Annotated in this window: 17 protein-coding genes; 11 read left to right on the top strand and 6 right to left on the bottom strand. The window is 60.4% G+C overall.

Annotated features, from left to right (window positions below):
• The coding region (locus tag CKW14_RS30595) for a transposase (RefSeq protein WP_371857732.1) at positions 1–117 on the bottom strand (117 nt) is incomplete at its 3' end.
• A gap of 95 nt (positions 118–212) precedes the next feature.
• Entirely contained in the window at positions 213–734 is a 522-nt protein-coding gene (locus tag CKW14_RS25730; RefSeq protein WP_095047850.1) for a DUF4142 domain-containing protein, read from the bottom strand.
• A 205-nt stretch (positions 735–939) separates the two neighbouring features.
• Between CKW14_RS25730 and CKW14_RS25725 the strand changes: the two genes are divergently transcribed.
• Positions 940–1,182: a YdcH family protein gene (locus tag CKW14_RS25725; RefSeq protein ID WP_095047849.1), complete on the top strand. Its 243-nt coding sequence runs from the start codon at positions 940–942 to the stop codon at positions 1,180–1,182.
• 107 nt (positions 1,183–1,289) lie between these two features.
• Positions 1,290–1,454 carry a hypothetical protein gene (locus tag CKW14_RS30060; protein ID WP_007912545.1) on the top strand — a complete coding sequence of 55 codons (165 nt, stop codon included), beginning with the start codon at positions 1,290–1,292 and terminating at the stop codon, positions 1,452–1,454.
• Positions 1,455–1,600: 146 nt separating this feature from the next.
• Here the strand turns inward: CKW14_RS30060 and CKW14_RS25720 are convergent, their stop codons facing one another.
• The 4 genes from CKW14_RS25720 to CKW14_RS25705 all read right to left on the bottom strand — a co-directional run bounded on the left by CKW14_RS25720 (position 1,601) and on the right by CKW14_RS25705 (position 6,766).
• Positions 1,601–2,677: an SMP-30/gluconolactonase/LRE family protein gene (locus CKW14_RS25720; protein WP_095126382.1), complete on the bottom strand. Its 1,077-nt coding sequence runs from the start codon at positions 2,675–2,677 to the stop codon at positions 1,601–1,603.
• Positions 2,674–3,819 (bottom strand): SRPBCC family protein, encoded by a 1,146-nt coding sequence (locus tag CKW14_RS25715; protein ID WP_095126381.1) that lies wholly within the window; start codon positions 3,817–3,819, stop codon positions 2,674–2,676. The genes CKW14_RS25720 and CKW14_RS25715 overlap by 4 nt, the downstream gene beginning before the upstream one ends.
• Positions 3,820–3,929: 110 nt before the next feature.
• Positions 3,930–4,793, bottom strand: coding sequence for a LysR family transcriptional regulator (locus CKW14_RS25710; RefSeq protein ID WP_007912548.1), 864 nt, complete (start codon positions 4,791–4,793; stop codon positions 3,930–3,932).
• A 254-nt stretch (positions 4,794–5,047) separates the two neighbouring features.
• Complete coding sequence (locus CKW14_RS25705) at positions 5,048–6,766, bottom strand: hydrogenase maturation protein (protein WP_095126380.1); 1,719 nt, start codon at positions 6,764–6,766, stop codon at positions 5,048–5,050.
• A gap of 297 nt (positions 6,767–7,063) precedes the next feature.
• Between CKW14_RS25705 and CKW14_RS25700 the strand changes: the two genes are divergently transcribed.
• The 9 genes from CKW14_RS25700 to CKW14_RS25660 all read left to right on the top strand — a co-directional run bounded on the left by CKW14_RS25700 (position 7,064) and on the right by CKW14_RS25660 (position 19,766).
• Entirely contained in the window at positions 7,064–7,570 is a 507-nt protein-coding gene (locus CKW14_RS25700; RefSeq protein WP_064120628.1) for a sigma-70 family RNA polymerase sigma factor, read from the top strand.
• Complete coding sequence (locus tag CKW14_RS25695; protein WP_095126379.1) at positions 7,567–8,514, top strand: FecR domain-containing protein; 948 nt, start codon at positions 7,567–7,569, stop codon at positions 8,512–8,514. Before CKW14_RS25700 ends, CKW14_RS25695 begins: the two co-directional genes overlap by 4 nt.
• A 91-nt stretch (positions 8,515–8,605) precedes the next feature.
• Complete coding sequence (locus tag CKW14_RS25690) at positions 8,606–11,515, top strand: TonB-dependent receptor (RefSeq protein WP_095126378.1); 2,910 nt, start codon at positions 8,606–8,608, stop codon at positions 11,513–11,515.
• A gap of 271 nt (positions 11,516–11,786) precedes the next feature.
• A complete protein-coding gene (locus CKW14_RS25685) occupies positions 11,787–12,263 on the top strand; it encodes an antitoxin Xre/MbcA/ParS toxin-binding domain-containing protein (protein WP_175555704.1) in 477 nt (158 codons plus the stop codon).
• Entirely contained in the window at positions 12,260–12,763 is a 504-nt protein-coding gene (locus CKW14_RS25680) for an RES family NAD+ phosphorylase (RefSeq protein WP_095047842.1), read from the top strand. The genes CKW14_RS25685 and CKW14_RS25680 overlap by 4 nt, the downstream gene beginning before the upstream one ends.
• A gap of 119 nt (positions 12,764–12,882) precedes the next feature.
• Positions 12,883–15,537, top strand: coding sequence for a TonB-dependent receptor (locus CKW14_RS25675; protein WP_095047841.1), 2,655 nt, complete (start codon positions 12,883–12,885; stop codon positions 15,535–15,537).
• A 314-nt stretch (positions 15,538–15,851) separates the two neighbouring features.
• Positions 15,852–17,693: an extracellular solute-binding protein gene (locus tag CKW14_RS25670; protein ID WP_095047840.1), complete on the top strand. Its 1,842-nt coding sequence runs from the start codon at positions 15,852–15,854 to the stop codon at positions 17,691–17,693.
• On the top strand, positions 17,680–18,744 hold the full coding sequence (locus CKW14_RS25665) for a microcin C ABC transporter permease YejB (protein WP_095047839.1): 1,065 nt from the start codon (positions 17,680–17,682) through the stop codon (positions 18,742–18,744). The genes CKW14_RS25670 and CKW14_RS25665 overlap by 14 nt, the downstream gene beginning before the upstream one ends.
• A complete protein-coding gene (locus tag CKW14_RS25660; RefSeq protein ID WP_095047838.1) occupies positions 18,744–19,766 on the top strand; it encodes an ABC transporter permease in 1,023 nt (340 codons plus the stop codon). The genes CKW14_RS25665 and CKW14_RS25660 overlap by 1 nt, the downstream gene beginning before the upstream one ends.

The raw sequence follows: 19,766 nt of genomic DNA, 5'->3' as shown, positions 1-19,766 counted from the left end.
CAGAGCTGTAGGGCCCACGCCCATTGCTTCGCAGGCTTCACTAACCGAATAGTCTTTATCCAAAACCAGGCAAGCCGCATCCCGTTTGAAATCTGTCGAAAAATATCGTCTGGTCAAATCACACCTCGTCGTTGGGCGTAGATTAACGCCCTTTAGGGGTGTCCAGAATCATTAAGCCAGATCAGAGAGGGCTGGGGTGAGGGTAAAGCTTTTTACTTGCTCGGATGCTTGGCCTGCAATTCTTTGGCGGCGGCGAGGTGTTTCTCCAGCGCCGGCAACATTTTCTGCGCAAACGCCTTCAGTTCCGTCGCACCTTTGACCTTGTCATCCGTCACGGTATTGGCTTGTTTCTTGAACAGCTCGATGGTCTCTTCGTGCGCCTTCACCTGATTGTTGGCGTACGCCGCGTCGAAAGACTCATCACGCACTTCGAGGATTTTTTCCTTGGCCTGTTTGACCAATGTCGTGGTGTCCGGGACTTCGATGTCGTTAGCTTTGGCAATGGTCGCCAGCTCATCGTTGGCCTTGCCATGGTCGGTGATCATCATATTGGCGAAGGCCTTGATGTCAGCCGATTGGCTTTTTTCCAGGGCGAGGCGGCTGGTTTCGATTTCGGCAATACCACCGGCAGCGGCGTTATCGACGAAGTCATTGTCAGTCGCAGCGAAAGCGCTGCCCATGCCGCTGCTCAACGCGACAGCCAGAACCAGATGACGCAGGTTGAATCCGTCCATTGGTGTATCTCCACGCAGTTTTTGTTGGTGTTAACCAATGGAGGGAACACGGCGAGCAAAGGTTTGATCGCATTTGCGACAGGGCGACGAACGGGCACCGCTGGTCTGACAGGTGGTCGACAGAACCGTGCAACCGAGGCCATTCTGATAACTGGCCAGCGCAATCGGTCGCGTTGGCCAGCCGATCAACTGACGGAGGTGTTCCATGCCGGTTCCCCATGACCTGTTTCAGGACTTGAGTTACACGAAGGAAGAGATCCAGCAAAAACGCACCCAGGATCCACGATTGGATTCACTGATCAACAAGTATTCCCAAGCCGACGCCGATGTGGTCAAAGCCGAAACGGCCACCTCAGATGCTCCCACCGACGACGCATTGAAAAAGCTCAAAGAGAGGCGCCTGAAGGTCAAAGACGAAATCGTCAGCCATTTGCAGGCGCCGTCCTGATTCGCCATTGATCCGCCGACCTGCGGTTGCGGATTGACGGGAACGACTGCCACGACCGGCACCTCGAATGTACAGAGTCTTCCATCCGACTCATTGCGAGGTGCCTTATGAACGATCCCAAATTCCCCAGTGAAGAGCAGGGCGCATTCGACCCGGTTCCCACGCATCCCGAACCGAACAGCCCGGCACATACCACGGCCAATCCCGAAGAGCCGGATGAGGATCTGCCCGAAGACGAAGATCCGGACAAGTTCGACAAGTCCAGCAACTGACAGACCGCCTTCGGAGCAGGCTCGCTCCCACAGTGGATTGTGTTGAGCCCAAATGCTGTGGTCAGCAAATAACCCTGTGGGAGCGAGCCTGCTCCGGGCGGCGTTCCGACGAAGGCGTCAGCGCAATCACCACAAAGTTGCCAGATTCACTTCAGGGCCACATCCAACGGCATCCGCGCCATATGCGTCGCCTTCAACGAGCCAAAATATAACCACGGCCCATACTCACGCACCGTGGTAATCGGCGAGTAATTGCCACTGCTGGCATCCTGCAAATTGGCAATCACCTTGCCCTCCAGATCCAGCCCCAGGACAAACCCGCGCTTCTCCACCGGCTTAGGCAAAACCGCCAACGCCCGCACGATCATCTTGCGCACGAGCGGATGCCCGGCGGTATCGTCGAGCAGAGCATTGCGCGGCGCATACAACGCCACCCAGAACCGATTACTGCCATTGAACGCCAGGTTGTCCGGCAGCCCCGGCAAGTTATCGATAAACAGGTCGTGAGTGCCGGCTTTCGGCCCGGTCAGCCAATAGCGGCTGATGCGATAGGCGCCGGTTTCGTTGACCAGCACATAGGCGTCATCCGGGCCGAGGGTCACGCCGTTGGCGAACTCCAGCTTGTCTAGCAGGACACTGGTTTTGCCGCTCTGGAAGTCATAGCGCAGCAGGCGTCCATCGCCGCCGTGCTCGATGATTGCTTCGCCGTCATGGCCGTAGCCCCAGCGGCTGGAGGCATCGCTGAAATAGGCGTAGTGCCCGGACTTGTCGATGGCGACGTCATCGGTGAACCCGAACGCCAGACCATTGGCCGCCGTGGTCAAAGGCACCAACTGACCCTGCGCATCAAGAGACAGCAAACCCTTGACCGCGTCGGCAATCACCAGCATGCCGTTCGGATGCCGGGCCAGGCCCAGCGGGCGGCCACCGGTGTCGGCGAGTACTTTGCGTTGCTGGCCGTCGAGGCTGGTGCGGATCAGTCGGCCGTCGTGCAGCCCGGTGATCAGGAAGTCACTTTCCAGCAGCAATGCTTCCGGCCCTTCGATGTCGCTCGGCCCGACCTGCGCTGCGGCTTTGAGTTTCTGGTTCTCGGCGTAGAGACCTTCTGTCAGCGATGGCGCTGGCGGCGGCGTCCAGGCCACGGGTTCGACCTTGGTGGGCATCAACAATAAAAAGCCGATGACGATGAGGACCAGCAACAACAGCAGATGTCTCAGCTTCACGCGCTGGCCCTCGCCGAGGCCAGGTAGCGGGCGGCCATGTCGCGCAGCGCCAGCATCGATGCGGCGGATTCGCGCTCGATGCGCCGTTTGAGCAGCAAGCGATTGGCGATGCGCATGCCCAGTCCGTCGAAGCGATAATCCAGCGTGCGCACAAAACGCGTGCCGCTGCCCTCGGGGCTGCATTCATAGGTCAGCAGCAGCGACAAACCATGATCGCCCTGCGCCCGCGCGCACCAGCGCCGGCCGGGCAGGTATTCGGTGACTTCCCAGCGCAAATGGCCCGCGCGCCCGCCGGCATGAATGTCCTCTTCGAAGCGCGCGCCGGCATGCAACGGGCCTTGCGCACCGTCGATTTTCAGCGACGAGGGGTGCCACTCCGGCCAGCGACTGACACTGGCGGCATAGGCCAGCACGGCGATGGGTTCACCAGCGATATCGATCGGGTGTTGCAGGTGGGTCATGGGCATTTTCGAATCGCTCAAAGGGGTGATTTCCGGCTCCCGGTAAAGGGTGCCGAACAGGTAGTCCATCAACGGCAAAACGATGTTGAAATTGCGCTCCTGCATGCGCTCGCGGCGGTGATGCAGCTCGTGCAAGTGGCGCATCTGGCGGATCCACGGCAGGCGGGTCAGCGGGTTGTGTGGCGGCAGGTGTTCGCAGGCGTGGAATATCTCGTAAGTCAGATAACCGAGGACCATGCAGCCGCCAAACAACCCGGCCATGTTGGCGTTTACCTGTGCGATCAGCCACCACAACGGCAGGGTGATCAGCAGTGTGTGCAGCACGATCAGCCACGCGGGGAACAGAATCACTCGCCAGTCGCGGGCGCTGTCGTAGGTCATGTGGCCGGGGGTGAAGAAACTGTGATGATCGCCGGCATGCCGGGCGTAGAACATTTTCGCGAAGGTCTTTTTGTGGTGGCCGAGATGACGATGGACCATGTACACGGCGAAATTGAAAAACAGCAGGGTTAACGGCACCGTCAGCCATTCCAGCAGGCTGACCTGCTGCACGCTGCTCCAGAAACCACCAACGGCCAACACACCGAACAGCAGCACGAAGGCGCCGTGCAGCCACGGGTTGTACAGCGGATGAATGGCCGCACGATAGCGGCTGCGAAATGCCTCGGTGGTCTGCCTCACTGCATCACCTGCGGGATTGTTGTTGTACCCGGCAGATTAGCCGATCCGGCCGTATGTGCAGGCCGGACCTCAATGGCACATGCGCCATGATCGGCTGTGAAGCCGCCGCTTCAGCTCAGCGGGTTCCAGCGTTGCGACCAGTCATCATCGGTGCGGATCACTTCGCGCAGCAGATGGAAGGCTTGCTGCAGCGTCGCCGAATCGCGATCACGTGAGTAGACGAGGTAAGTCGGATAGCCGAACTCCGGGGCTTTGGTCACCGCTTCCAGGGCGCCGCTTTCCAGATACGTGCGGACCACGCGGGTGCGGAAGTAGCCGCTGCCGCCATGTTCGAGAATGTATTGCAGGGCCAACGGGCCGAGGTTGAAACTCAGCGCCGCTTTGGCTTTTTCCGGCAGGGCGGCGTCATGCTGGCGGCGGAAGTCCGGGCCCCAATCGATGTAGACGTAGGGATCGGGACGATCGGGGGCGCGCACCAGAATCAGTTTTTCTTCCAGCACTTGCTCGACCTGCAAACCCGGCCAGTATTCCGGCTGATAGACCAGCGCGGCGTCGAGCACACCGAGTTCGAGCTGGCGCAGGAGGTTTTCGCCGTCGCGAATTTCCATGCGCAGGGCATGCCCGGGAATCTTCTCGCGCAGTTCCGCCGCCCAACTGAGCATCAATGGGTTGCACAGGCTGACTTCGCCGCCGATGTGCAGCACGTTGTGATAGCCCTCGGGCAGCGGCAGGTCGCGGCGCGCGGCTTCCCAGGTTTGCACCAGTTGATTGGCGTAGACCACAAAAGCCTCGCCATTGGGCGTCAGTTTCGCCCCGGCGCGGTTGCGCACGAACAGCGTGCTGCCCAGCTGGCTTTCGAGTTTTTGCACCCGGGCGGTGATCGCCGTTTGCGTGACGAACAGCTTCTGCGCCGCCGCGGCGAGACTGCCGTGACGGACGATTTCCAGAAAGGTGCGAGCGAGATCGATGTCCATGGGCGGGCCGGTGTTTGAGGTGACGGGCATTGTAAAGGCAAAAGCCCCTCATCGGATCGCCGCCCGCCTAACCCTCTCCCGGTGGGAGAGGGGACTGACCGAGGTGTCTGGCGTCATACATCGACCTGAAAGACCGTGTCGATTATGAATTCAGAGCAAGACCCTCAGGTCGGTGAAGATCGCCAATATCCCCGGCTCGGTTCCCTCTCCCTTGGGAGAGAGCTAGGGTGAGGGGAAAGCAGTCACCGCCAAAATCAACTGGCCAACTCGGTCAACCGCACCCGCGCCCAATCTTCAATCAACCGCGCCGGCGTGCCACACACCTTGCGCTTGAAGACAAAGTTTCGGCACTTCTCGGCAAACTGATTACGGTTGTACAGCATGTCTTCCTGCATCTCCTGCAACTCGGTTTCACGGCACTGCTGGATCAACACCTGATCAACCCGCACCTTGCGCTCGCGTACCGCCGCGTAAGTCGGATCGCTCACCACGCTGTTGGCCCGTTGCAGCAACCACAGGTCAAACTCGTCCGGGCAGCGCGGGCCGATTTCCTGAACCATGCCCAGTTGCCACGCCTGCACCGCGCTTACCGGCAGGCAAGCCTGGGTCAATTGCTCGGCCATTGCCGGGCCGACGGCGCGGGGCAGGCTGTAGGTCCAGTATTCGGAGCCGTACAAGCCCATGCTCTTGTAATGCGGATTGAGCACGATATCGGCGCGGGCAAAGACGATGTCGGCCGCCAGTGCGAGCATCACGCCACCGGCGCCGGCGTTGCCAGTAACGCCACTGACCACCAGTTGCCGGGCCGTCAGCAGTTCTGCGCAGACATCGTCGATTGCCTGAATATTCGCCCAGGCTTCGGCGCCAGGATCCTGCGCGGCCTGAATCACGTTCAAATGCACGCCGTTGGAAAAACTGCCGCGCCCACCCTTGATCAACAACACCTGGGTATCACGGGATTTGGCCCAGCGCAGCGCGGCGACCATGCGCTGGCACTGCTCGGTGCTCATGGCGCCGTTGTAGAACTCGAAGGTCAGCTCACCGACGATGCCGGATTCCCGGTAGCGGATCGGTTGATAGGCTTCGTTACTGAACGGATGCGTGGCGATCGACCAGTCCAGCACAGGCACCTCGGCCAGTTGCCCGGCCAGCACGTGCCGCGCCGGTTGCTTGAAGGTCTCTTCGCCAGGTTGCGGTTTGCGCCGTAGCGCGCCGATCCACAGGCTTTGATCACCGGCGGCGACCAGCACCGCATCGTCATGCACCGCGAGAATCTCGCCGGGCACGCCGCTGCGCGAATCCAGGTGCGCGTCGTAGACGTAATACTGACCGCCAGCGAGGCTCGCCAACACGCCGGGCTGGCCGTCGGCAGCATCGATGCAGCGTTTGATGAAGCGTGCGCAATCGTGCCAGCTGAAGCTGCGGTCGACCTGCTTCATGTTCGGCTGCAAGCGTCCGCGTACTTTCGTATCGGCATAGTCGAGGACAACCGGTTCAAACCCTTCGATGAATTTCTCCACCACTTCGCGAATACAACGAATCGCCGCATCACTGACCTGGCCGTTGTACAGCTCGGATTTGCGCAGGCCCGCCGGCAGGTTGAATTCGCAGGTGGCCCACACCGGGCCGGCGTCCATTTCTTCGACCGCTTGTAGCGCAGTGACGCCCCAGTTCGGCAACTCGTTGGTAATCGCCCAATCGAGGGCACTCGCGCCGCGATCGCCGACGATGCCCGGATGAATGATCACCACCGGCCGTTCGGTGTTGCTCCACAGCGCCTGCGGCACGCGGTCCTTGAGGAACGGGCAGATCACTAGATCGGCGCCGCTGTGTTCGATCTGTTCGCATACGGCTTGTTCATCGGTAAACAGCACGACGCTGGGCGAGTGCCCGGCCTCGCGCAGTTCCAGCCAGGCGCGTTGGGTCAGGCCGTTGAAGGCCGACGACAGCAGAATGATGTTGAGTGGTCGCATGCTTGCTCTTCCTTGAGTGGGTTAAGCCGTGGGCTCTCGGTGAGCCGTCCCTGGCCTTCGATTGAGCCGCGAGATTAATCAGTGACCACCCACGCGCCAGTGATCGAGGTCAACGTTCTGTCAGCCAATGTTTCTGCGGCGACCAAGCGCCTTATGCTCAATGGTTTGCTTGTGCTGATTTTTTATTACTTCAAATGTCTTCGAGGCTATTGCACAGTCGCGCCTGATCAGAGCCGGACGATCCCGGCAGAACGATGGTTTTTCGCAGCGGGTGGGACCCGTTTCAGGGAGCAAGGCATGGGTGGGCACAACCCGCATTACCAGATCATCGGGCAGATGTTCCAAAAGGACTATCGCTGGCTGTGCGCTGCCGTTGGCCGCACGCTCGGTTGTCCGCACAGTGCGCAAGACATTGCATCGGAAACCTTTCTGCGGGTGTTGGCGCTGCCGGATCCCACAGCCATTCGCGAGCCACGCGCGCTATTGACCACCATCGCCCGGCGGCTGGTTTACGAAGGCTGGCGGCGCCAGGACCTTGAGCGCGCCTATCTGGAAAGCCTGGCGCTGGCGCCCGAGCCGGTGCACCCGTCTCCGGAAGAACGGGCGCTGGTGATCGAAGCGCTGCTGGCGGTCGATCGCTTGCTCAATGGGCTGTCAGCCAAAGCCAAAGCGGCGTTTCTCTACCATCAACTCGACGGCTTGACCTACAGCGAGATCGGCGAGCGCCTCGGGGTGTCCACCAGTCGCGTGCAGCAATACATGGTCGAAGCGTTCAAGCGCTGCTATCAGGCGATGCAAGCATGAGGCCGGACGAGGCAGTGATCGACGAGGCGGCACAATGGCTGGCGTTGTTGCAGTCGGGCGAGGCGGGCACGGCTGAGCGCGCCGCGTTCGAGGCCTGGCGGGGCGCCGATCCACGCCATCAGCAAGTCATCGAGCAAATGGGCGGCGGCCTGAATTTGCTGCGCAACCCGAGCCTGCGCAGCGTGCCGCGCGGCAGTTTGTTGCACAGCCTCAATGCACCGTCGAGTCGTCGACGCTTTATCAGCGGCAGTTTGAGTGTGCTGGGTATTGCGCTGTTGGCCGGGTTGCTAGGGCGGCGTTACGGCTGGCTGCCGGAGGCGGGGGAGTTGTCGACCGGGACCGGCGAGCGACGTGACTTCACCCTCGCGGACGGCAGTGCGCTGACGCTCAATGCGCGCAGTCGTGTGGTGCCTTTGTTTGACAGTCAACAACGGTTGCTCGCATTGCGCAGCGGTGAGTTGCTGGTCGATGTAGCGAAAGAGCCGACGCGACCCTTTGTGGTCGAGACCGAGCACGGTCGCATGCGGGCGCTGGGGACGAAGTTTCTCGTTCAGTACAGCGAGGAGGCGACGCGATTGGTGATGCTTCATTCACAGGTCGAGGTGGTCACTACCGGTGGCGCGCGGCAAGTGGTGCAGGCAGGCGAAAGTCTGTTGTTCAACGGCGCCGGACTGTTGTCGCTGGAACGCAGCAACGGTCAGGAAAGTGCCTGGGTGCAAGGTCGCCTGGAAGTGCGCGACCGGCCTCTGCGCGAGGTCATCGACAGCCTGCGCCGCTACCGGCGCGGCATCTTGCACCTGAGTTCCGATGTTGCGGATCTGCGCCTCAGCGGCCTCTATCCGCTCGACGACAGCGACCGCACGTTGCAACTGCTGGAGCGCTCGCTGCCAATTCGCGTCACGTGGCACAACCCGTACTGGGTCAGCATCGACGCGCGGTTATAAACCCATAACTTCTTGGCCTAATCGCCGCCCTATAAAAAGCGCCGGCCCGCTGCTCATTCCCTGCAGATGCCTCCAACAGGGAAACCCTTCGATGTTCTCAATCAAACAACAATTACCTCGATTGACCCTCGCCGCTGCGTTGGCGATGGGCCTCAGCCCATTGCTGGCGATTGCCCAGGAGCCGGCAGCTGCACTGTTCAGCTTCGACATTGCCAGCGGGCCGCTCGACGAAGTGCTGCTGGACATCTCGCGGCAGAGCGGCGTACCGATTTCCTTCAGTCAGCAACTGGTGCAAGGCAAACGCAGTGCGGCGGTGCGCGGGGCTTTGGGCGGTCGTCAGGCAGTGGAAAAGGCCTTGCTCGGCAGCGGTCTGCAAGTCGAACAAAGCGCCCAGGGTTTAACGGTTCGCGCGGCCGAAGCGCCGGCGAAAGTCACCGCCGTGGCGCCGGTCACCAGCGCCGATTACCGCATGGAAAAAGTCACCGTCACTGGCTCACGCATCGCCCGAGCGCAGAGCGATGGCGCCACACCGGTCAACGTCATCACCCACGAAGAAATGGAAGCGCGCGGCTACAAAAACGTCTACGACGCCTTGGCGACACAAACGCAAAACACCGGCATGACCCAAGGCGAAGATTACGGCAACACCTGGCAACCGGCGGCCAGCGCACTCAACCTGCGCGGCCTCGGCCCGAACCATACGCTGGTGCTGATCAACGGCCGCCGGGTCGCCGACTACCCGACGCCGTACGACGGCAAGGTCAACTTCACCAACCTGGCGAATATTCCGTCGGCAGTCATCGAACGTATCGAAATTCTCAGCAGCGGCGCCTCGGCGATTTACGGTTCGGACGCGATTGCCGGGGTGGTCAATATCATCCTCAAGGACAAGATCAACGGCGTCGACGTCAACCTCAAGGGCGGCACCAGTGAGCGCGGCGGCGGTGACAACCAGCGCTTGCAGATCAGCGGCGGCGGCAGTTGGGGGGATTTTGACGGCTTGTTCGGTCTGGAGCTGACTAACCGCGATCCGATCTGGGCCGATGACCGTGGCTTTATGCAAAACGGCCCGCTGGCGGACGTCGGTTACCGCCGCGACCTGAGCAACAGTCGTTATCTGGGACCGGGTTGCGGTGCTTATCAGGGCACCTTCGACAACAAACTGGTCAACAGCGGCGGGCGCTGCCGCACCGACCAGATGTACAACGATTACTGGACCGTGCAGACCCAGAAGGAAAACTACGACGGCTACACCCGTGGCACCTGGCATTTCAGCGACAGCGGCCAGGTCTTCGCCGACTTGATGTACGGCCTCGACCACATCCAGAACAACACGCGCGGGCCGACCTTCACCTCACCGGACTTCATCAACCAGAACAGCGGCAATCTGGAGCGCTGGTATCGCCGTTTCGGTGAGGAAGAAATTGGCGGGCGCACCAGCAACAACAGCAAGTGGCGCGATACCTCGTGGACCGGCACCCTCGGCGTCTCGGACAAGATCGCCGAAACCGGTTGGAGCTACGATCTGGCGGCCAATCGTTCGGAATATCGCAGCGTCAGGACCACGCGTTATACGCCACTGTCGTCGATTCAGGATTTCTACCTTGGCCCTCAACTCGGTGTCAGCGGCGGTTACCCGGTGTTTGCTCCGGATGCCTCGCGTCTCGACCGGCCGCTGACACCGCAGGAATGGCAACAGTTTCGCGGCAACCTGACCCAGAGCAGCAAATCGGTGTCGACCAGTTACAACGCCTCGGTCAACGGTGATCTGTTCGATCTTCCGGCCGGGCCCGTGGGATTCGCCGGGGTGCTGGAGGCGGGCAAGCAGGAGTATCGCGTTGACCCGGACGATGGTCTTAACGACGGCACTTTTTACGGCGTGAGCCCACAGCAAAGTTCCGGTGGCTCGCGCAAGCGTTATGCGTCGGGCGGCGAGTTCAGTATTCCGGTCACCGACACATTGCTGGCGACCGCCGCCGGGCGCTGGGATCAATACAAGTTCAGTGGCCGCACCGAGCAGCAGAAAACCTACAACCTCGGGCTGGAATGGCGCCCGGTGACCAGCCTGTTGCTGCGCGGCAGTTATGGCACCAGTTTCCGTGCGCCGGACCTGAACTACATCTATCAATCCGACAGCAACGGCTACTATCCGGCGCAGATCGATTACTACGGTTGCAGCCAGGGCGTGGAGGGCGCGTGTGATCGTGGACGGGTCGATTACACCCAGAGCGGCACCGCTAATCTGGAGTCCGAACGTGGCAAATCGTGGACCTACGGGTTCGTCTGGTCACCGTCGCGCAATTTCGATTTCTCCACCGATTTCTGGCGCGTCGAGATCGATGATCTGCTGACCACCGTCGATGAAAACCGCTTGCTGCAACAAGAGAACGAATGCCGCAATGGCACGCAGGACATCAACTCGGCCAATTGCCAATCGACCCTGGCGCGCATCGATCGCAACGCTGGCAATGCCGCGGTCGATCCCAACCAGTTGCAGCGCGTTCGGGTCAATGCGATCAACGCCGCCAGCGAGCGGGTCAGTGGTCTGGACTTCAAGAGCAATATCCGCTGGGGTGCCGGGCAGTACGGCGCGTTCAGTTCGGCGCTGGGCTATACCCTGGTGCTGTCGCACTACTACAAGGAATCGGAAGAGGCGCCAACGCAAGACTGGCGCACTTCACGCACCAACTACGACTGGCGCAGCAAGGTCAACGCCAGCCTGACCTGGGATTACCAGAAAGCCACGGCGACACTGATGGGCATTCGTTACGGCTCGGTCACTAACGGCGCGGGTGACGGACGTCTGTCGCCGTGGACGGTGTTCAACGCCAGTGCGCGTTACAAACTCAATGACCGGGCGAGTGTCGGGCTGACCGTGAACAACGTGCTCAATCAGATCAAACACGATGACTCGGCGGGTTGGCCGTATTACCCGACCGGCAACTATGACCCGTACGGACGGCAGTGGTGGCTGGATGTGAGTTATCACTTCGGCGGATGATGGCAGGCATTTCGCGTTTTACGTCCTACGGAAAACGGCGGGTTTTGCGGCAAACAGGGGATATTTCCGACGACCTTTTCAGGTTGGTCGTCGGAAGCGCGATCTATAGCATCGGACCTGACATTGAAGTCGCTGAGCGGCTTGAACGCTCAGGCTCCCAGATCAAGGATCTATTATGCGTACCCCACACATCGAACATGAAACCCCTGTTTATTCCCTGCGCAACTTCTGGATCGACGATCGCGCCAGATGCCCCATGGAGGATGTCGCGATGCCCACATCAAAAGCACCCCGGCTGACGGTGCTGAAGAAGGCCGAGGGAAAACCTGTCGATTTGCTCGTGCACGGCCAGGACCTCGGTGATGATGCCATGCTGATTGTCCGCCTTACCGACGAGGGCTTTGAGCTGAGCGACGTCGTCAACATGCTTTCAACTTCCGAAATGTACCTGCGCGAAGACATGGTCAAACGCATCACCGGCAAATCTGTCAGAACCGTGCAGCGGCTGTTGAAGGAAGGCAAACCGGTACGGCTTGACTCGCAACAGAGTGTCGTCGCCTACCAATATGCGCTGGTGCTGGAGATGGCCACTCGGGCGTTCGGGGGGCTGCCACAGGCGGAAATATGGATGCAGAAGTCGACCCCTTACCTTAACGGCTACGTGCCGTTGGAATTGACCCGTCATCCACTGGGCTTCCAGATGGTCGAGCAATACTTGTGTCGGGTCCTGTACGGGGGTTACCCATGAATCCCTTGCCCTGGGAAGGACATTGGTATGGCTGGCGCCTGGATCAGGAGGCCTACGGAGACACGTGGGACAGCGGGATGGGTCCAAAACTGAAGGGCGGTCGATGGAATGCGCCTGGCCGGCGAGTCGTCTATGCATCTGTCGACCCGTCCTCGGCCATTCTGGAGGTGGCAGCCAATAACAGTTTTGATGCACTGGACAGAGAGCCTTATGTGCTGACGTGCTTTGAGGTCATCGGCGATGCACGGGTCAAAGTCGTTCAGCCCGAAGAGGTGCCGAATCCGTACTGGTTGAGTCCCGCGTGGCCGTCGCCCAATCAACAGCGGTTTGCCGACGCATTACTGGATGAACATCCGTTTGTCCTGATTCCCTCGGCGGCAACTCGCCACTCGTGGAATCTGCTGGTGAGCTGCGACCTCGCAGAGGGGCAGTTCAAAATGGTCTCTCAAGAACGTTTTGGTCTGGATACACGGTTGCTGAGGGACATGGCATCGGCTTGATATCGAGGCATGGCTTTTTTTTGCATAACCTCAGCACCCAACAGTCTAAATCGCCCTCTATAAATCCTTATTCGTCATCGCACATCCCTGCATAAACCAAAACGCAGGGATGGCTGTTCATGATTCAGTTTTCACCCGTCAAATCACCTTTGAGCCTGGCCTTGCTGCTGGCAATCAATACGCTGCCGGCCATCGCCGCCGATAGCACGGCAACCGAACCGACCACTCAACTGCAGCGTGTCGAAGTCACGGGTACGGCAATCCGCCGGGTCGATGCAGAAACGGCGGTGCCGGTGACCATCCTGCGCGTCGAAGAGCTGCGCGAGCAGGGCGTCACCACCACCGAGGAGCTGGTCAGTCGCATTTCTGCCAACCAGTCTTCGGTTGGCTCGGGGCGTTCGGTGGGGTCGAGCAGTGGCGGGGCGTCCTATGCCGATCTGCGTGGCATCGGCGCGAACAAGACCTTGGTGCTGCTCAACGGCCGGCGTCTGAGCAACAACGCCACCAATGCGATCAACGGCTCCGGTGTCGACCTCAACACCATTCCGTTCGCCGCCATTGACCGCGTGGAAGTGCTGCGTGATGGCGCCTCGGCGCTGTACGGCACCGATGCGATTGGCGGGGTGATCAACTTCATCACCAAGACCAGCCTGACCGAAGGGCAGATCAGCACCAACTACGACACGCCAACCCATTCGGGTGGCGGTGAAAGTCGTAACTTCAGCGGCAGTTGGGGCTTCGGTGATTTGCAGGATGATCGTTTCAACGTGTTCGGCGTGGTCAGTTATGACAAACAGCAACGCCTGGCCGCTGAAGACCGGGGTTACACCTACAACTATCAGCCGAACCGCGGACTCGATTACACCTCCGGCACCGCCTCGCCGGCCAACTGGAGTCAGGGCAGTAACGCTACCAATCCTTTGGCAGGCTCCGGCTGCAACGCACCGGGATTGCTGACGCGCAACGGCATCTGCCGGCAGAGCCTGTGGAATTACCTCGATCTGGTGCCGGAAACGGAGAAGACTTCGGCCTTCGCCAAAGCCACCGGCAAGCTGTCCGACGATCACAATGTCAGTCTCGAATACTTTTGGGCGCGTAACGAAAACCGCACGCAAATCGGCCCCGGCACGTTGATGGGCAATCAGGTCAACCCCGGCACGGCGTTCTATCCAGGTAACGGCATCACCCCCGGGCCGAACGGTTTCGCCCTCGATCCGACGCAACCGGTCGACGTGAACTGGCGCGAAACCGCCGTCGGCGCGCGTCAGCACGAAGACGACAACACCAGTCAGCGCTTGCTGCTGAATTTTGACGGCACGCTGGTCGGCTGGGATTACAACCTCGGCGCCTCATACAATCAGAACAAAGTGATCAACAGCATTCAGGACGGCTACGTCAATGACCGTGCCGTCAGCACCGGTATTGCCAATGGCGTAATCAACCCGTTCGGCCCGCAGACGGCTGCCGGTTCGGCGCTGTTGGCGGCCAACGCGGTGGACGGCGATTACGCCACGGCGGTAGGGCGGGTGAAGGCCATCGACGGGCGCATCAGTCGTGAAATCGGCGACTGGTTCGGTGCCGGCCCTTCGGCGTTGGCGCTGGGCGGCGAGTATCGCAAGGAAGACTTCCATCAGGATTTCGCAGCATTTGCCGGCGATGTGCAAAGCCTCGGCGTTGATCCGAATGGCAGCGTCGCCGGGGATCGCAGCGTCTCGGCCGAGTACGCCGAGGTCAACGTGCCGGTGCTCGACAGCCTCGAATTGTCTGCGGCCGTACGCCATGACAAGTACAGCGACTTCGGCAGCACCACCAACCCGAAATACTCGTTCCGCTTCCAGCCATTCAAGGAATTGGTAGTGCGCGGTGCCTACAGCGAAGGGTTCCGCGCACCGTCGTTGTATGAGTTGTACAACCCGACCTTTACCAGTTTTACCAACGCCAACTACAACGATCCGCGTTTGTGCGCGGGCGGTAATCCGAGCAATGGCGGCATTGCCAACCGCGACTGCGCACAGCAGTTCAATCGCACCAGCGGCGGCAATACCGACCTGAGCCCGGAAACCGCGCGCAACGTCACCCTTGGGTTTGTTTACCAGCCGTTCGAACGCCTGACTGCCGGGCTGGATTTCTGGTGGATCGACATCGCCAACCAGATTGCCGAGTTCCCGGAATCGGCGGTGTTCGAGAATCCTGAGCTGTACCCCGATCGCCTGGTGCGCAAGCCGGATGGCTCCATCGATCATATCGTCACCGGCCTGGCCAACCTCGGCAAGATCAAGACCAATGGCGTCGATGTCAGCTTCGACTATCGCTTGCCGAGCACGCCGTACGGTAATTTCGGCATTGGCCTGCAAGGCACTTACGTCACCCGCTATGACTACCAGCAACAACTCAAGGGCGATTACATCGACAAGCTGGGTGATTTCCGTGGCGGCGACTTTGCTTCGGCGGGCGCCGTGGCGCGCTGGCGGCACAGCCTCACCGGCAGCTGGAATTACGGCCCATTCGGCGCGGCCCTGACCAACCGCTACACCAGCGGTTACCACGACTCCGATCGCGACACCCACGATTACGTCGGCTCGTACAACGTCTGGGATCTGGCTGGCACCTACACCTGGCGCAAGACCTTAAGCGTGACCCTCGGCGCGAAAAACCTGTTTGACCGCGAACCACCGTTCAGCAATCAGACCTACACGTTCCAGAGCGGCTACGACCCCAAATATGGCGATCCGTTTGGGCGGACGCTGTACACGCGGGTCAGTTACAAGTTCTGAATCGAGCCCTGTAGGAGCTGCCGAAGGCTGCGATCTGATGATCTTCCAACGGCAAAAAATCGCAGCCTTCGGGAGCTCCTACAGACCAGGTTTTCGCAGTTGGTGCGGATTTTAGTCAGTTATTGATCTAAAGCCTGCTCTATAAAAATCGCCGGCCTGTTGCACATCACAGGTAGGCAGGATGTGTGTTGACTGTTCTGGTGCTATCGCGAGCAGGCTCACTCCTACATTGGATTTGTGTTCACCGCAGACCCTGTAGGAGTGAGCCTGCTCGCGAAGAGGCCAGTAGCAGCAACGTGTAAAAGGATCTGCCCATGTTCTCAAGGCTTATTTTGTTCAGCGCATGTGCGCTTTTAACGCCGTTCAGTTTGGCCGCCCCGCAAGTGGCGTTGACCGTCTACGGCGAAGCCGCCAAATACGCCCCCGACTTCCAGCACCTGGCCTACGCCAACCCCGACGCACCGAAGGGCGGCAGCCTGCGCCGGTCTTCCCTGGAAAGCGGCCCGTTCGATCACCTGATTCCTTACACCGACAAAGGCACTGGTGTGGCCGACATCGATGGCTGGCTCTACGCGCCACTGGCCTATCGCAGCAAGGACGAACCCTACAGCGTCTATGGTCTGGTGGCGCAGCAGATGGAGCTCGATCCGGATCGCCGCTGGCTGCGTTTTTACCTGAACCCAAAGGCACGTTTCGACGACGGTACACCGATCACCGCCGAAGACGTGCGCTACACCTTCAACCTGTTCATCACCCAGGGCAGCCTCAAATACCGCCAGCAGTTTCGCGATGTCGCCGAGGTCATCGTCGAGTCGCCGACGCAAGTGCGCTTCCTCTTCAAGAACAACGACAGCCGCACCTTGCCGCTGGACCTGGCGACACTGCCGGTGCTGCCCGAACATTGGTGGCGGACACGTGATTTCGCCGAGGGCGGCGGTTTCGAGATTCCGCCGGGCAGTGGCCCGTATCGCATCAGCGCGGTAGATGCCGGGCGCAGCGTGAAATTTCAACGGGTACAGGACTGGTGGGCCAAGGATCTGCCGATCACTCGCGGCCTCTACAACTTCGATCAACTGAGTGTGGAGTTCTTCGCCGACACCGACGTGTCACGGCAGGTGCTCAAGGCCGGCGGCTTCGATTACAACCGCGAGTTTTCCGCCACCAGTTTCACCATCGGCTACGCGGGCGCTGCACTCGAGCAAGGCAAATTGCTTCGTGAACACCTCGCACCCGGTGCTGCGCAAGGCGCGCAGGGCTTTGTGTTCAACCTGCAGAAACCGCCGTTTCAGGATCGTCGCGTGCGCCAGGCAATCGCCATGCTCTGGGATTTCGAATGGAGCAACCGGCAGATGATGCGCAACATGTACCTGCGTCAGCGCAGCTACTTCTCCCACAGCGCGCTGGCGGCCACTGCATTGCCGGATGCCGAAGAGCTGAAGATTCTGGAACCGTTGCGCGGACAGATTCCCGATGAAGTGTTCACCACGGTGTTTGAAGCACCGAAAACCGACGGCAGCGGCAACGTCCGCAGCGAACAGTTGCAGGCACTGAAGCTACTCGAAGCCGCTGGCTGGAAACCTCAGGGCGATCAGTTGGTGAACGTCAATGGCGAACCTCTGCACTTTACCTTTCTCAATGGCCAGAAAGGTTTCGAACGGCTGTTATTGCCGTTCAAACGCAACCTGGCGCAGATCGGCATCGGCTTTGATATCCGCCAGGTCGACACCGCGCAATACACCAACCGCGTGCGCAATCGCGACTACGACATGATCGTCGCCGGTTACCCGGTGAGTCAGGCGCCAGGGCGCGAGATGTTCAATTACTTCGGCTCCGATGGCGCCGCTGACCCCGGCTCGAACAATTACATGGTGCTGTGCGATCCGGCAGTCGATGCACTGCTCGAAGGGCTGGTGCAGGCCGACAATCGCCAGAGTCTGCTGCGCCACGCTCATGCACTGGATCGGGTGTTGCAGTGGGGCTATTACTGGGTACCCAACTATTACCCGCCGGGAATTTCCACAGTGTGGTGGAACCGCTTCGGCCGACCGGCGATTGCCCCGCTCTACGACGCCGGTCTCGACACCTGGTGGGAAATCAGCCCGACTGCACTGACATCAGCGCAGATGCCCAAGGAGTACAGCCATGTGGGGCTATAGCCTGCGGCGTCTGCTGCTGATCGTGCCGACCTTGCTCGCGATCCTGTTGGTCAATTTCGTTATCGTGCAAGCCGCGCCCGGTGGCCCGGTCGAGCAGGCCATCGCGCGCTTGCAGGGCATTGGCGTCGGCGCGGCGGTGGGTTCCAGCCATGTCGAAACTGTTGGTGGCGAGTCTCGTGCCACCCGGGGGCTGGACCCGAAACTGGTGGCCGATATCGAGCGTCAGTACGGCTTCGACAAACCCGCCAGCGAGCGCTTGTGGCTGATGCTCAAAAGCTATGCGCGACTGGATTTCGGGCAGAGTTTCTTTCGCGGTGCCAGCGTCACGGAACTGATCTGGCAGAAGCTGCCGGTGACTTTGTCGCTGGGCCTGTGGGCGACGTTGATCACCTATCTGGTGTCAATTCCGCTGGGCATTCGCAAGGCTGTGCATAACGGCTCGGCGTTCGATGTCTGGAGCAGCGTGGCGATCATCATCGGCTATGCGTTGCCGGGATTCCTTTTCGCGCTGCTGCTGATCGTGGTGTTTGCCGGTGGCACGGCGCTGGACTGGTTTCCGGTGCGCGGGCTGGTCTCGGACAACTTCGCCGAGCTGTCGCCGTGGGCCAAAGTGGCCGACTATTTCTGGCATTTGGTGCTGCCGGTGATTGCCTTGGTCATTGGGGGGTTCGCCACGTTGACGATCCTGACCAAGAACAGCTTTCTCAACGAGATCTCGCGCCTGTACGTGGTGACCGCGCGCGCCAAAGGGCTGAGCCAAAGGCAGGTGTTGTACGGCCATGTGTTTCGCAACGCGATGCTTCTGGTCGTCGCCGGTTTGCCGCAAGCGTTGGTGACGGTGTTCTTCGGCGGCTCGTTGCTGATCGAAGTGATCTTTTCCCTCGATGGTCTCGGCCGCCTCAGTTATGAAGCGGCAGTCGCGCGCGATTATCCGGTGGTGTTCGGCTCGCTGTTTATCTTCACCCTGTTTGGCCTGCTGATAAAACTGCTCGGCGACCTTTGCTACACGCTGGTCGACCCGCGCATCGACTTCACCGCGAGGGCTGCCTGATGCTGACATTATCTCCCATCGGCCAGCGCCGCTGGGCGCGCTTCAAGGCGCATCGCCGTGGTTGGTGGTCGTTGTGGCTGTTTCTCGCGCTGTTCGGCCTGAGCCTCGGCGGTGAGTTGGTGGCCAATGACAAACCGCTGCTGGTGACGTATCAGGGCGAATGGTATTTCCCGGCGTTCAAGCGTTACACCGAGCAGGATTTCGGCGGCGAGTTGCCGTTTCAACCGGACTATCGTAGCGCGCAGGTGCGGCAATTGATCGAGGGGCAGGGCGGGCGGTTGTGGTTTGCGCCGATCCCGTTCGCGTTCGACACGGTCAATTACGACCTCACGGAGCCGGCACCGAGTCCGCCCAGTGGCGACAACTGGCTGGGCACTGATGATCAGGCGCGCGACGTGCTGGCGCGGGTGATTTTCGGCACACGTGTATCGCTGCTGTTTGCCTTGGCGCTGACCGCGGCGAGTGCGCTGATCGGCATCGCCGCCGGGGCATTGCAGGGCTACTACGGTGGGTGGGTCGACCTGATCGGTCAGCGCTTGCTGGAGGTCTGGTCGGGGCTGCCGGTGTTGTACCTGCTGATCATTCTGTCCGGGTTCGTCGAGCCGAATTTCTGGTGGTTGCTGGGGATCATGGCGCTGTTTTCCTGGTTGAGCCTGGTCGATGTGGTGCGGGCCGAGTTTCTGCGCAGCCGTGGCCTGGAATATGTGAAAGCGGCACGCGCGCTGGGGGTGGGCGATGCGCAGGTGATCGTTCGGCACATCCTGCCCAATGCCATGAGCGCGACGCTGACCTACCTGCCGTTCATTCTTACCGGGGCGATCGCGACGTTATCGGCGTTGGATTTTCTCGGTTTCGGCATGCCGGCCGGCAGCGCTTCGCTGGGCGAGTTGATCGGTCAGGGCAAAAGCAATCTGCAAGCACCGTGGCTTGGCCTGACCGCGTTCTTTGCCTTGGCGCTGATCCTTTCACTGCTGGTATTCATCGGCGAAGCCTGCCGCGATGCGTTTGATCCGAGGACTTGA

The sequence above is a fragment of the Pseudomonas sp. Irchel s3a12 genome, assembly GCF_900187485.1.
GTDB lineage: Bacteria > Pseudomonadota > Gammaproteobacteria > Pseudomonadales > Pseudomonadaceae > Aquipseudomonas > Aquipseudomonas neuropathica.
The sequence above is the reverse complement of the archived record's forward strand: the minus strand, read 5'-3'. Positions and strand labels throughout refer to the sequence as shown.

What these genes read in the sequence shown, in the direction of transcription:
- CKW14_RS25730 (WP_095047850.1), bottom strand. Translation starts at nt 734, where the DNA reads ATGGACGGATTCAACCTGCGTCATCTGGTTCTGGCTGTCGCGTTGAGC.
- CKW14_RS25725 (WP_095047849.1), top strand. Translation starts at nt 940, where the DNA reads ATGCCGGTTCCCCATGACCTGTTTCAGGACTTGAGTTACACGAAGGAA.
- CKW14_RS30060 (WP_007912545.1), top strand. Translation starts at nt 1,290, where the DNA reads ATGAACGATCCCAAATTCCCCAGTGAAGAGCAGGGCGCATTCGACCCG.
- CKW14_RS25710 (WP_007912548.1), bottom strand. Translation starts at nt 4,793, where the DNA reads ATGGACATCGATCTCGCTCGCACCTTTCTGGAAATCGTCCGTCACGGC.
- CKW14_RS25705 (WP_095126380.1), bottom strand. Translation starts at nt 6,766, where the DNA reads ATGCGACCACTCAACATCATTCTGCTGTCGTCGGCCTTCAACGGCCTG.
- CKW14_RS25700 (WP_064120628.1), top strand. Translation starts at nt 7,064, where the DNA reads ATGGGTGGGCACAACCCGCATTACCAGATCATCGGGCAGATGTTCCAA.
- CKW14_RS25695 (WP_095126379.1), top strand. Translation starts at nt 7,567, where the DNA reads ATGAGGCCGGACGAGGCAGTGATCGACGAGGCGGCACAATGGCTGGCG.
- CKW14_RS25690 (WP_095126378.1), top strand. Translation starts at nt 8,606, where the DNA reads ATGTTCTCAATCAAACAACAATTACCTCGATTGACCCTCGCCGCTGCG.
- CKW14_RS25685 (WP_175555704.1), top strand. Translation starts at nt 11,787, where the DNA reads ATGCCCACATCAAAAGCACCCCGGCTGACGGTGCTGAAGAAGGCCGAG.
- CKW14_RS25680 (WP_095047842.1), top strand. Translation starts at nt 12,260, where the DNA reads ATGAATCCCTTGCCCTGGGAAGGACATTGGTATGGCTGGCGCCTGGAT.
- CKW14_RS25675 (WP_095047841.1), top strand. Translation starts at nt 12,883, where the DNA reads ATGATTCAGTTTTCACCCGTCAAATCACCTTTGAGCCTGGCCTTGCTG.
- CKW14_RS25670 (WP_095047840.1), top strand. Translation starts at nt 15,852, where the DNA reads ATGTTCTCAAGGCTTATTTTGTTCAGCGCATGTGCGCTTTTAACGCCG.
- CKW14_RS25665 (WP_095047839.1), top strand. Translation starts at nt 17,680, where the DNA reads ATGTGGGGCTATAGCCTGCGGCGTCTGCTGCTGATCGTGCCGACCTTG.
- CKW14_RS25660 (WP_095047838.1), top strand. Translation starts at nt 18,744, where the DNA reads ATGCTGACATTATCTCCCATCGGCCAGCGCCGCTGGGCGCGCTTCAAG.